11 protein-coding genes are annotated in these 12,551 nt (G+C 71.7%); 5 read left to right on the forward strand and 6 right to left on the reverse strand.

All coding sequences use genetic code 11. From position 1 onward, the window contains the following. Positions 1 to 59 precede the first annotated feature (59 nt). A complete protein-coding gene (locus JOF43_RS06075) occupies positions 60 to 1,001 on the forward strand; it encodes a helix-turn-helix domain-containing protein (RefSeq protein WP_209900278.1) in 942 nt (313 codons plus the stop codon). Between the two features lie 21 nt (positions 1,002 to 1,022). On the opposite strand, the gene JOF43_RS06080 is transcribed toward JOF43_RS06075, so the two are convergent. Beyond that, positions 1,023 to 1,823 (reverse strand): NAD(P)H-dependent oxidoreductase, encoded by an 801-nt coding sequence (locus JOF43_RS06080; protein WP_209900280.1) that lies wholly within the window; start codon positions 1,821 to 1,823, stop codon positions 1,023 to 1,025. A 157-nt stretch (positions 1,824 to 1,980) separates the two neighbouring features. Here JOF43_RS06080 and JOF43_RS06085 point away from each other — a divergent pair, with 157 nt between their 5' ends. Together JOF43_RS06085 and JOF43_RS06090 are read left to right on the forward strand one after the other, a co-directional pair. Beyond that, positions 1,981 to 2,934, forward strand: coding sequence for an AraC family transcriptional regulator (locus JOF43_RS06085; protein WP_209900281.1), 954 nt, complete (start codon positions 1,981 to 1,983; stop codon positions 2,932 to 2,934). Positions 2,935 to 2,962: 28 nt separating this feature from the next. Beyond that, positions 2,963 to 4,009 carry an FAD-dependent oxidoreductase gene (locus JOF43_RS06090; protein WP_209900283.1) on the forward strand — a complete coding sequence of 349 codons (1,047 nt, stop codon included), beginning with the start codon at positions 2,963 to 2,965 and terminating at the stop codon, positions 4,007 to 4,009. Positions 4,010 to 4,100: 91 nt separating this feature from the next. Here the strand turns inward: JOF43_RS06090 and JOF43_RS06095 are convergent, their stop codons facing one another. From JOF43_RS06095 to JOF43_RS06115, 5 genes are all read right to left on the reverse strand, one after another. Next, positions 4,101 to 5,054 (reverse strand): permease prefix domain 1-containing protein, encoded by a 954-nt coding sequence (locus JOF43_RS06095; RefSeq protein WP_209900285.1) that lies wholly within the window; start codon positions 5,052 to 5,054, stop codon positions 4,101 to 4,103. Between the two features lies 1 nt (position 5,055). Then, positions 5,056 to 5,403: a PadR family transcriptional regulator gene (locus JOF43_RS06100; RefSeq protein ID WP_209900287.1), complete on the reverse strand. Its 348-nt coding sequence runs from the start codon at positions 5,401 to 5,403 to the stop codon at positions 5,056 to 5,058. Between the two features lie 115 nt (positions 5,404 to 5,518). Then, complete coding sequence (locus JOF43_RS06105; protein WP_342592096.1) at positions 5,519 to 6,460, reverse strand: ABC transporter ATP-binding protein; 942 nt, start codon at positions 6,458 to 6,460, stop codon at positions 5,519 to 5,521. Positions 6,461 to 6,465: 5 nt separating this feature from the next. Further along, complete coding sequence (locus JOF43_RS06110; RefSeq protein ID WP_209900289.1) at positions 6,466 to 7,482, reverse strand: ABC transporter substrate-binding protein; 1,017 nt, start codon at positions 7,480 to 7,482, stop codon at positions 6,466 to 6,468. Positions 7,483 to 7,530: 48 nt separating this feature from the next. Further along, complete coding sequence (locus tag JOF43_RS06115; RefSeq protein ID WP_342592097.1) at positions 7,531 to 8,655, reverse strand: FecCD family ABC transporter permease; 1,125 nt, start codon at positions 8,653 to 8,655, stop codon at positions 7,531 to 7,533. Positions 8,656 to 8,753: 98 nt separating this feature from the next. Between JOF43_RS06115 and JOF43_RS06120 the strand changes: the two genes are divergently transcribed. Both JOF43_RS06120 and JOF43_RS06125 read left to right on the forward strand, forming a co-directional pair. After that, a complete protein-coding gene (locus JOF43_RS06120; RefSeq protein WP_209900293.1) occupies positions 8,754 to 9,476 on the forward strand; it encodes a TSUP family transporter in 723 nt (240 codons plus the stop codon). 80 nt (positions 9,477 to 9,556) lie between these two features. After that, the gene (locus JOF43_RS06125; RefSeq protein WP_209900295.1) at positions 9,557 to 12,514 is read left to right on the forward strand and encodes a glycoside hydrolase family 2 protein; all 2,958 of its coding nucleotides are present in this window, start codon (positions 9,557 to 9,559) and stop codon (positions 12,512 to 12,514) included. The last annotated feature ends 37 nt before the right edge of the window (positions 12,515 to 12,551 follow it).

The raw sequence follows: 12,551 nt of genomic DNA on the forward strand, positions 1-12,551 counted from the left end.
CGTGGGGTGTACCGACAGGGCATTCCCCTGCGGGCCGGGATCGACCTATCGTGAGCGGCATGGACAACCGGGCCGAGGTGCGTGAATTCCTCATGTCGCGCCGAGCGAAGGTGACGCCGGAGGACGTCGGGCTGCCGGCCGGTGGCGCGCGGCGCGTGTCGGGCCTGCGCCGCAGCGAGGTCGCGGCGCTCGCCGGGGTCAGCGTCGAGTACTACGCGAAGCTCGAGCGGGGCGCGATCGCCGGGGCCTCGGCCTCGGTGCTCGACGCGGTGGTCTGCGCACTGCTGCTCGACGAGACCGAGCGCCGTCACCTGCTGGATCTCGCGCGTGCCGCCGACGGCATCCCGACCTCGGGGCGCCCCCGCCGGCGCGGCGCCGCCGCCCCCGCGCCGATGCGACCGGCCCTGCACTGGGCACTGGACTCCCTGACCGACGGCGTCGCCTTCGTGCGTGACCAGTACCAGAACCTGTTGGCGACCAACGAGCTGGGGCACGCCTTCTACTCCCCGGTGATTGGCGACGGCGGACGGGTCCCGAACCTCGCCCGCTTCCAGTTCCTCGACCCCGCGGCGCAGGACTTCTACCCGGAGTGGGAGCGGTTCGCCGAGATGTGCGTGGGCAGCATGCGGGTGGAGGCGGGCCGGGATCCGCACGACGCGACGCTCCAGGACCTGGTGGGGGAGCTGTCGACCTGCAGCGACACCTTCCGCCGGCTGTGGGGCGCCCACGACGTGCGCACCCACGGGGCCGGGACCAAACGTTTCCACCACCCCGTGGTCGGCGAGCTGACCCTGGCCTACGAGGAGCTCGCGATCACCGCGGAACCGGGCCGCGCCGTCATCGTCTACACCGCCGAACCCGGCTCCACCAGCCAGGAGCGATTGCGGCTCCTGGCCAGCTGGCAGGCCTCCCGGCGGGCCGAGGCACGACGAGGGGAGGACCCGCTCCCCGAGCCCGAGGCAGGGCCCGCGCCGGCGTCCGCCGACGACGAGCACGCCTGACCCTCGTCGCGCTCGGCGACCTCATCCCACCCGGTGGATCTCGAGGTCGGTGCGTCCCGGCAGCAGGTCCGGGTGCAGTGCTCGCAGATCGGAGGGGTAGTCCCCGTCGCGCAGGCGTCGGAAGGGACGTGTCGGTTCCGAGTCGATCCCCTCGAGCCGCTGCCGCAGGCGTCGGATCTCCCGGACCACACCGGCCGCGCTGAGCGAGTCGGCGTCGTGGACGACGTGCAGGTCCAGCGCCTCGATCCCCACGTACCAGAGCGCACCGTGGGTGAGGGGGAACAGCAGGGAGTCGAGGTCCCCGCTGAGGCCGCGCGGGCCGAGAGTGCGCTCGTCCTCGCCGACGGTGACGACGATCAGGGCCCTGCGCCGGGTGAGACCACCGTCGCCGTACCGTCGCGGCACACCGTGCGCCGGGTCGATCTCGTTGTCGTAGGCGAAGCTGTCGGTCAGGGTGCGGTCCAGCCATCCCTTGAGGATCGCGGGCGTGCCGTACCACCACAGCGGGAACTGCAGCACGAGCAGCTCGGCGCGCGCGAGCTTCTCGTGCTCGGCCTGCACCTCGGGCAGCACCTGCCCCCGGGTGTAGGCCTCTCCGGCGAGCTCGGCCAGATTCCCGGGCCGGCCCGCGGGCTCGCCGAGGTCCGGTTCGCCGAGCACGGGGTCGAACCCCAGGGAGTACAGGTCCGAGGTCGCCACCTCGTGGTCGCGGGAGAGCGCCTCGACGCCGGCGCGGAACAGATGGCCGTTCAGGGACTCGCGCCGGGGGTGAGCGAGGACCCACAGGGCGGACCCGGGGGTGGGCGGATGATCGACGGGCATGACAGGCCTCCAGAAGGACGGGTGCGAGGCGGAGCGGGAGGCACGGCGAGCGTGCCGGACCCGCAGCCCCGACGGACCGGACCAGTCCACACTCTGCACATGAGACGGAGAATGCTCAGAACACTGGAACGGATGCGTCATCGTCTACTCTGGTCACGTGGACACGCTGACCGAAGTGCTCGACAACATCCGTGCCTCGGGCGCCCTGATCGGGCAGAACCTGCTCACCGCTCCCTGGACGGTGAACGTCGAGGCCGGCTCCACGATCACGGTCACTGCGATGCTCCGCGGAGACGGTTGGCTCCTGCGCGAGGGGGCGGAGCCGATCCACCTGGAGACCCGGGACCTCGCCGTCCACACCGGGCGGGGGAGCATCCGCCTGGCCAGTGATCCGGACGGGAGCGGAGGCGCCACCTGCGTCGTGACCCTCGACGGAGTCCGCGGCGAGACGGGCTGCTTCCTGGACGAGGAGCGACTCGGCCTCGGCGGCGAGGACTGCGCATCGACCCTGAGAGCCGAGCACGCGCTGCTCGCCGGGTCCTTCTCCACCTCGGGCCGCATCGCCGACCGGTTGCTCAGCGCTCTGCCGCCGGTGCTCGTCGTGGCCCGCGGCCAGCAGAGATCCCACGCCCTGGACCTCCTGGAGAGCGAGCTCGTGCACCGTGAGCCCGGCCAGCAGGCCGTGCTCGACCGGCTCCTGGACATCGTGCTGATCGGGGCGCTGCGGGACTGGTTCGCGCTCCCGGAGACCTCCGTCCCCGCCTGGTACGGAGCCGCCGCCGATCCGGTCGTCGGCCCCGCTCTCAGTGCACTCCATGCGGAGCCGTCGCGGGAATGGACCGTCGAGTCGCTGGCCCGACGCTCACGCGTCTCCCGCGCGACCTTCGCCCGCCGCTTCGCCGAGGTGATGGGGGAACCGCCCATCTCCTACCTCGCCGGCTGGCGCCTGTGCCTGGCGGCGGACCTCCTGCAGGACGGCGACGACACCCTCGGAGCCATCGCGAGGCAGGTCGGCTACGCGAACGCCTACGCCTTCAGCGCGGCCTTCACCCGGGAGTACGACGTGCGGCCGAGCCGATATCGATCGCGCTCGCGCGGGGGCACCGCGTAGCCTCGACGCCGACGAGGAGGGATGTTCGATGAGGGTCCTGATCTGCGGTGCAGGCGTCGCGGGACTGGCTCTGGCCCGCTGGCTCGCGCGGGACGGCCAGGAGGTCGTCCTGGTCGAGCGGGCTCCCGCGCGACCCGGCGCGGGCTACATGCTCGACTGCCGAGGGCGCGGCCTCGACGCCGTGGAGCACATGGGGCTGCTGGCGGAGCTGCGGGAGCACGCCGTCGACCTTGCCGAACTGGTCTACCACGATCAGGACGGAGCGGAGCTCGGTCGCTTCGCCGACGACGGGCCCGAGGCCGAGCGGACCGTCTCGGTCCTTCGCGGCGCACTGGTCAGGATCCTCGGCGATGCCCTGCCCTCGACGGTCGACCTCCGGTACGGCAGGACCGTCGGGGCGGCGCTCGAGGACGGCGACGGCCTCGACGTGACCGTGGACGACGGGATCGTCGAGCGCGTGGACCTGCTGGTGGGCGCCGACGGCCTGCATTCGCGGATCCGTGCCCTGGCCTTCGGTCCCGAGGAGCAGTTCCGCCGGGATCTCGGATTCCATACCGCCGCCTACGTGATGCGGGAGGCGGGCACGACCCGGTCCCTGGGACATGCCCTGCACATGATCGAGGGGTCGGGGTTGCAGGTCGGCGCCTATCCGCTGGACACGGATCGGCTGGCCACCCTGTTCGTCCACCGCGTCCGTCCGCAGGAGCCGCTCCCGCAGGATCCTCGGGCCGAACTGCGTCGCCGCTACGAGGCGACGGGGTGGATCGTCCCGCGCTTGCTGGAGCACTGTCCCGGTCCGGGCGAGCTGTACTTCGATCGCGTCTCCCAGATCGAGATGCCGACCTGGAGTCGGGGCCGCACCGTGCTCCTCGGGGACGCCTGTCAGGCGATGTCCCTGCTGACCGGGCAGGGCGCCGGGATGGCACTGGCCGGTGCCGAGGCCCTCGCGCAGCAGCTGCGTTCCGAGGGTGACATCCCTGCGGCGCTGGCCCGCTACGAGTACGAGCTGCGCCCGGTCGTCGAGCGGATGCAGGCCGAGGGTCGTGCCCTGGCGGAGGACTTCGTCCCCGTCTGACCCTCCCGGACGCCGGCGTCATCCCATCGACCGGGGGGGTGAGCATCTGCTTTTCGTGGACAGCGCGCTCGTCGGAGAGGGCGATCCCGGGTCAGTGTCGGGCGTCGCGGCGGGCCTTGAGCCAGCCGTCGATGACGTCCCACACCGCGATGCCCACGAGCGAGAACACCAGGATGATCCCGAGGACACGCATCGAGCCCGGTTCCACCCCGTGGTCGCGGAGGACGAGGTCGAGGAACTCCTGGTTCAGCAGCCGGTCGGCGGCGAAGAGGGTCAGCGCCCAGCCGAGGAACAGCATTGCGAGAGCGGTGTTGAGGACGGCCGGCCCTGTGCTCCAGCGGGCGCGCGTGTAGAGCAGCCCGGCCAGCGCGACCTCGGCGGCGATGATGGCGAACAGACCCATCAGCGCCCAGGGCCACAGGTCGGGGTGCAGGACCGGGACGGCGTCTCCGTCGATTCTCACGACGCCACGGAAGCGGTCCCACAGGAGAGCGCCCACCCCGAGCCCGCCGAAGACGACCGAGGCGATCAGGTCGGCCCGACCTGTGCCGGTCGGCCGTGACTCGGGCAGCTGGTCGACGTCCCACCGGTGACCGGTCTCGGCCCCGGTGCGCTCGAGGATGACGAACACGAGCGTCACCCAGAAGATGAGGTGCAGCGTGGCGCTGATGGTCACGGCGATGGTCTGCCCGATGATCTCACCGACATCGGCGCCGGCGATGACCTGGGCCAGGGCGACAGCACCCGCGACGCAGGCGGGGACGATCGCCAGTAGCAGCTTCAGCAGACGCCACCACGTGAGATAGTAGCGGGGCCCGAGCAGGTGGAGCGGCCGGTCGGCGTATCCGGCCGCCAGCGCTGCGGGGTCGCCCAGCTCGGTGAGCACGGTGCGTTCGGCCTCGGCGGGGTCCTCGCCCTGGTCGAGGCGGGCCTCGATGGCGTCGGTGACAGCGGTTCCGAGCTCGGCGCGCACGTCGTCCTGGGTCTCGGGCGGCAGCGAGGCGATGGTGGCGCTGATGTAGCGCTCGGTCAGGTCGGTGGTCATCTCAGTGCTCCTCGGTCGAGCTCGCGGGGTCGGGGAGGGAGGAGATCGCGTCGCTGAGCGAGGTCCACTCCCGGCGGAGGGTCTCGGCCAGGCGAAGACCCTCGGCCGAGGTGGCGTAGAACTTGCGGGGCCTGGCGTCCTCGGTGTTCCACTCGCTGGTCAGAAAGCCCTGCTTCTCCAGGCGTCGAAGCAGCGGGTAGAGCGTGTTCGCGTCGGTCGCGAGGCCACGTTTCTCGAGCTGCTCGAGCAGGCCGTAGCCGTACCCCGGGGTGCGCAGCAGTTGCAGGCAGGCCAGCACCACGGTGCCGCGCCGCAGCTCCTGCAGATGGGTGTCGACGTGCTCGCTCATGCGTGACATCATAGTGTGTTGCACACACTAAAGGCAAGGGCACAATGTTGTCTCTGGCGGGGGCGGGTGTCGGCGCGCGGTGGCCCGGTGAGCCACGGCTGAGCTCGGGCCGTCCTCAGTACTCGGCGGGGCGAGGCCCGGTCGGCTCGGCCGGTGCCTCGGGCGACGGGCCCTGCCCGCGGAACAGCAGCTGGGCCGTGCCGTCGTCGGCCGTGGCGCGCTGGGCCGTAACGCCGTAGGTGGCGCTGACCAGGTCCGCGGTGAGCGCCTCGGCCGGTGGCCCGTCGGCTCGCACGATCCCGTCCGTGAGCACCAGCACGCGGTCGCAGTAGCGGGCGGCGAGGTTCAGGTCGTGCAGCACGACGAGGGTCGCCGGACCCTGTTCCCGCACGATCTGCAGCACGTGGTGCTGGGAGCCGATGTCGAGGTGATTGGTCGGCTCGTCCATCAGCAGCACGCGGGGCTGCTGGGCGAGTGCACGGGCGATGAGCACTCGCTGCTTCTCACCGCCGGAGAGCAGGCCGAACTCCCGTCGGGCCAGGTGCAGCGCGCCGGAATGCTCCAGCGCCTCGGTCGCGATGCGCAAGTCCTCCTCGGTGGTGGAACCGAAGGCTCCGGCGTGGGGCACGCGGCCCAGCAGCACCACGTCGGCGACGGACAGCGGCACCTCACCGGTGATCTCCTGCGCCATCACCGCGATCCGCCTCGCGCGCTCACGACCCGGGTAGGAGCCCAGGTCGCGGCCCTCGAGAAGCACCTCGCCCGCGTCGGGAGCCAGCGCGCGGTGCAGGATCCGCAGCGCCGTGGTCTTGCCGCCGCCATTGGGGCCGACGAGCCCGACGACCTCGCCCTCGGCGATCGAGACGTCGACTCCGCGCAGCACCGGCCGGCCGCCGAAGGCGTGGTGGAGATCGCGCGCCTCCAGCAGTGCCGTGCCAGCGGTTCCGGCCCCGTCCTGGCCGGCAGGGGCCGGGCTCTCGTCGGCGTACGCCCGCCTCAGGTCCACAGAGGCCCCGCCCGCCTCGCAGGCGGCCGCGTCACGATCTGCCGGGGTCACCGGCCTCATCCCTCGATCTCGTGCAGCCATTCGTGGATCCTCACCACCCCGTCCACGACCAGCGGGGAGGCCGGTTCGCAGAAGTTGAACAGCAGCGGCAGCACGCTCTGCTCGGTCACCGCGCGCAGGCTCGACAGCTGATCCTGGGCGATCATCTCCTCGACCACGTCGCTGCCGTCGCCCTCGCCCTGATGGAGCACGATGAGCACATCAGGATCGGCGGCCAGCAACGGCTCGGCGCTGATCTCGAACACCCTCTCGGCGGTGTCGGCGAAGACGTTCTCGATGCCCAGGGCGTCCAGCTGCGCCGTGACCATGCTGCCGGCGCCGTAGGTGTACAGCGGGCCGCCGCCGAGGGAGGGGTACAGGGCGGCCGCCGTCGTGGTGCGCAGACCCTCCGCGGACCGGGCGACGGCGGAGACCCTCTCCTGCAGTCCGGCGACAAGGTCCTCGGCCTCCCCGGTGCGGTCGAAGATCCTCCCGTAGGTGCCGATCTCCTCGTAGAGGGTCTCGAAACGGGCTCGCTCGCCGTCGGTGCCGCAGAAGACGTCCTGGACCAGCACCTCCGCGCCTGCCCCGCGCATCGCTTCCCGGGTGATGCCATCGGGCAGGCCGAGGACGATGTCGGGCCGCTGCGCGATCACGACCTCCTGGTTGATCTGCAGATGGCCGGCCGCGTCGATCTCCTCCGACAGAGCCGGGATCGCTTCGATGCGGGTGAAGAGGTCCTCGTCGTAGTAGCCAGGAGGGAAGGAGCCGCCGCGCGAGACGACCCGATCCAGCACTCCGATCCCGTCCAGCGTGGTGACCGGTGCGGATTCCAGCAGCACGATCCGTTCGGGCGGGGACTCGAAGCGCAGGGTCGCCTCGCAGTTGGCCAGCTCGAGCGGGAAGCCTGCCGCACGGCCGGTCTCCGCGCCACCTTCCGCTCCGGCGCCGGAGGTGCAGGCGGCGGCGCCGAGGGCGAGGAGCCCGGCGAGAGCGGTGCGGCGGCCGATGCGACCGGGGAGCTGAGCAGTCATGGCGACCTTTGATCGGGGAGGGGCTGGCAGGGCGGTCAGGGGCGGGGATCAGGGCCGGCGCGCGTACAGCCGGCGGACGAGGAACAACAGGAACGGTGCGCCGATCGCCGCGGTGATCACGCCGATCGGCAGCTCGCGCGGGGCCATGACGACGCGCGCGAGGGCGTCGGCCCACAGCAGGAACAGGGCGCCGAGCAGGGCACTGGCCGGGATCAGCACCCGGTGGCGGGCCCCGACCAGGCGGCGGGCGAGGTGCGGGATCACCAGTCCCACGAAGCCGATCGATCCGGCGCCCGCGACCGCCGCCGCGGTGCACAGCGACACCACCGCCAGGAGGCCGATGCGCGCGCGATCCGGGGAGATGCCCAGGCCATGGGCGATCTCGTCACCAGCGCTGAGAGCGTCCAGCACTCGCGCGCCGAGCATCATCACAGCGACCCCGAGACCTGCGGCGAGCACGGCGATCGCCAGGAACGCATTCCACTGGGCCAGGGCCAGCGAGCCGAGCATCCAGAACATCACCGAGCGCGAGCCCTCGGCGGAGTCCGAGGAGAAGATCAGCAGGTTGGTCGCTGCCGTCAGCGCGTAGCCGACGGCGACGCCGGACAGCAGCAGCCGCAGCGAGGTCACACGACCGCCGGTGCGGGCGATGGCGAACACCAGCAACGCCGCCCCCATCGCGCCGAGGAAGGCGAGGACGGACTGCGCGTACTGGCCCAGAGCCGCGCCGATCCCGAACAGGATCGCCGCGGCCGCCCCGGTCGAGGCGCCCCCGGAGACGCCCAGGATGTACGGGTCGGCGAGCATGTTGCGCACCATCGCCTGCAGCGCCGCCCCGCAGATCGCCAGGCAGGCGCCGACGGCCGCGCCCATCAGCACGCGCGGCAGGCGCACGGTCCAGATGATCGCGTCGAGGGAGGGATCGGCCGAGCCCGCGACGGGAAACCCGAGGTGCTGGGCGATGACCTGCATGGTCGCGCCGGGCGCGATCGGGACCGGGCCGATGCCCAGGCAGATCATGAGGCTGAGCGCCGTGACGAGCGCGAGCAGCACGAGCACGGCCGCCGCGCGGCGGGCCCGGGCGCGGACGCCGAGGCGGTCCGGGCCCGGTGGCGTGGAGGGAGAGCGACCGGGCGTGATCGATGCCTGCGCGGTGAAGGCGGGTGCCGGCACGGGTCTCCTTCCGACGGCTTTACTTGAATGAGCGTACAAGCAACCCTGCATGGGGGACCCGGTGATTGCGCTCCCTTGCCGCCCCGTAGTCTCGGGCGGTGCCTCTGCTCACCCTCGCCCTGCTCGCCGTGATCATCGCGGCAGGAGCCGGCCTCCAGCGCCTGACCGGAATGGGATTCGCCCTGGTCGCGACCCCGTTCCTGGTGCTCACCGTGGGCCCGCTCGAGGGGGTGCTGGTCACGAACCTGTGCGGCATCGTCTCCGCGCTCCTGAACCTCGCCCTCGTCCACCGCGAGGTCCAGTGGCGGCGCCTGCTGCGCTTCACCCCGTTCTCGCTGCCGGGCATCGTCGTCGGTGTCCTCGTGCTGCAGGTGCTTCCCGCCGAGCCCCTGGCGGTGCTGGTGGGCGTGCTGATCCTGCTCGCGATCGCGGTGAGCGTCCTCGTCCGTCCGGGTGAGATCAGCGATGGGCTGCCGCTCAGCGCAGGCTTCGGCGCCGCCTCGGGATTCATGAACGCCACCGCGGGGGTGGGCGGTCCCGCGCTGGCCGTCTACGCCGTGGCCACCGGGTGGAGCCATCGTGGCTTCGCGGCCTCTGCGCAGGCCCACTTCGCGCTGCTCTGCGCCCTCTCCCTGGCCGCGAAGGGTGCCCTGCCGTCGATGCCGGGCGCCGGCTGGGTGGTGACCGTGGTGGCGATCCTGGCCGGAGTCGCGATCGGTGAGCGGCTCGCCGGTCGCTTCGCGGAGCACGCCCTGATGCGCCTGGTGATCGTTCTGTCGGCCCTCGGGGCGGTGATGACGATCGTTCAGGCGCTGGTGTGAGTGCCGGAGCGTCGGATCGTCCAGGAGCGCTCATCGGATCGTCCCTTCAACGCGCCGATCAGGACGCATAGCGTCGCAGCATGGCACTGATCTCCGAGCTCAGCCCCCACCCCGGCGCCGACACGATCGGCGACGACCCCCGAGGAGATCTCTCCGGTCAGTGGGCGTACCGCCTCGACCGCGAGGGCATCGGGGAGGAGCATCGCTGGTTCGCCGCGCCTCTGGCGCGCGGGGCGGCCGACGGGGCGGCCGACGCGGAGCACGGCCACCTCGACCTTCCCGGCTCACTCCAGGAACAGGGCATCGGCGACCCGGTCACGGTCGGGACCCCGTGGACCGGGGGGATCGTGGACCAGTCCTACTTCACCGAGGACCGGTACGCCCCGTACCGCCAGGGCGAGGACGTCTCGGTCCCGTTCTGGCTGCAGCCGCGCATGTACTACCGAGGTGCCGCATGGTTCCAGCGGGAGATCCAGGTCCCGGACGACTGGGACGGCCGCAGTGTGATCCTCGAGCTCGAGCGCGTGCACTGGGAATCGACCGTGTGGGTCGACGGGACGCGGATCGGGGCCGAGAACAGCCTGTCCACGGCCCATCGTCACGATCTGGGACGCCTCGCCCCCGGAACGCATCTGCTCACCGTGCGCGTCGACAACCGCACCGTGATCGACGTCGGGCCGAACTCGCATGCGGTCAGCGACCACACGCAGGGGAACTGGAACGGGATCATCGGCCGGATGCAGCTGCACGCCCGCAGCGAGGTGGAGATCGCGCAGCTCAGGGCATTCCCCGACGTGGCCCATCGCCGCGTGCAGGTCAGGATCGACATCGGCTCCGGGACCGCCGGCGTCGGCGAGGGGAGCGTGAGCGTGCGGGCCCGTCGGCTCGGGAACGCGGGGTCCTCGGTCGCCGGGTCCGGGACGGAGGCGATCGTCGTGCCCTTCACGGCGGACCACGGGGAGGACCTGGGCTCGCGCGGCCTTCTCGCGGGCTGCACCCATCTCGACATCGACCTCGAGCTCGGTGAGGAGGCCGCGCTCTGGGACGAGTTCGACCCGGCGCTCTACGAGCTCGAGGCCGATCTCGTCGCCCGCACCGGCGAGCAGGAGCACCGGAGCTCCGTGCGGACCGTCCTCGGGCTGCGGGAGGTCGGCGTCGACGGGACCCAGGTGAGCGTCAACGGACGTCGCACGTTCCTCCGCGGCAGCCTGGAGTGCTGTGTGTTCCCGCTGACCGGTTACCCGCCCACCGACCTCGGGTCCTGGCGGCGGATCGTGCGCATCGCCAAGGAGCACGGGCTCAATCTGCTGCGCATGCACTCCTGGTGCCCGCCCGAGGCCGCCTTCCTCGCGGCCGACGAGGCAGGGCTGTATCTCCAGGTCGAGGGCCCCATCTGGGCGAACCAGGGGGCGGCGATCGGAGAGGGGCGACCGGTCGACGCCTACCTCCACGAGGAGACCCGGCGGATCCTTCGGGAGTTCGGCAACCACCCGTCCTTCGTCATGATGGCGCACGGCAACGAGCCCGCCGGCCGCGATGCCGAGTTCCTCGCCTCCTGGGTGCGCACCTGGCACAGCCAGGACCCGAGACGGCTGTACACGAGTGCCGCGGGCTGGCCGGCGATCGAGGAGAACGACGTCGACAACATCCCCGACCCTCGCGCCCACCGATGGGGTGAAGGGCTGGACTCGCGCCTGAACGACGAGCCGCCGAACACCCGGGCGGATTACGCCGACTGGGTCTCCTCGCGCCGGCGACCGGTCATCAGCCATGAGATCGGGCAGTGGTGCGTCTACCCGGACTTCGAGGAGGTCTCCCGGTACACGGGCGTGATGCAGCCGCGGAACTTCGGGATCTTCGCCGACTTCCTGCGCGAGGCCGGCATGGAGGACCAGGCAGCCGACTTCCTGGACGCGTCGGGACGTCTGCAGACCCTCTGCTACAAGGAGGAGATCGAGTCGGCACTGCGCACCGACGGCTTCGGCGGATTCCACCTGCTGGGCCTGACGGACTTCCCGGGTCAGGGCACCGCACTCGTCGGGGTGCTCAACCCGTTCTGGGAGTCCAAGGGGTACTGCACCGCCGAGGAGTTCTCCCGCTTCTGCGGGCCGACGGTGCCTCTCGCGCGCCTGGACCGCCGCGTCTGGCGCGCCGATGAGGAGCAGGCCGTCGACGTCCAGGTGGCCCATTTCGGTCCCGAGCCGATCGTGGCCGACGTCCGGTGGAGCCTGCGCCGCGGGGAAGCCGTGCTCGCCGACGGGACGGTCGCGAGCGGTGTCGAGATCGGGATCGGCAACGGGACCCGCTTGGGTCCCGTGACCCTCCCGGCAGGGATCGTCGACGAGCCCGCGCAGCTGAACCTCGCCCTCACCCTCGAGGACGCCGAGGGCGGGATCGCCGAGAACGACTGGGACGTGTGGATCTATCCAGAGCCTGCGGAACCTGCTGTGCGTGCAGAACGAGCAGGAACGCCCCCGGTGTTCCCCGGGCCGCCGGCCTCGGTGCGTTCGACCGACGACCTCGAGGAGGCGGCCGCGCTCGCCGCCACCGGAAATACCGTGCTGTTCGAGGTGGCGGCCGACGCGATCGGGAACGAGATCGCTCTCGGCTTCACTCCCGTCTTCTGGAACACGGCCTGGACGCGCGGCCAGGCCCCGCACACCCTCGGCCTCCTGCACGACCCCGAGCATCCGCTGTTCGAGCTGTTCCCGACCGAGGGGGCGACGAATTGGCAGTGGTGGGCTGCGCTCCACGGCTCCCGGCCGATGCTCCTGGACGGTCTGCCCGTGGACCTGCGCCCCGCGGTCCAGGTGATAGACACCTGGTTCGAGGCGCGGCGGCTTGGGGCGCTGTTCGAGGCGCGCCTGGGCCAGGGCAGGATCATCGTGACCTCGCTGAACCTCACCGGAGGCGACGGCGCCTCGCAGCGCCTCGCCGCCCGTCAGCTGCGACGCAGCATCCTGTCGTACATGGCGAGCTCCGCCTTCGACCCGCAGACCGCGATCACCCCGGCCCAGCTCCGCACCGTGCTGCGTTAGACCGGGCCGGACAGCTCCGCGCAGGAACTCCGCGGGC

Origin of the sequence: Brachybacterium sacelli (genome assembly GCF_017876545.1) — a bacterium.
GTDB classification, from domain to species: domain Bacteria; phylum Actinomycetota; class Actinomycetes; order Actinomycetales; family Dermabacteraceae; genus Brachybacterium; species Brachybacterium sacelli.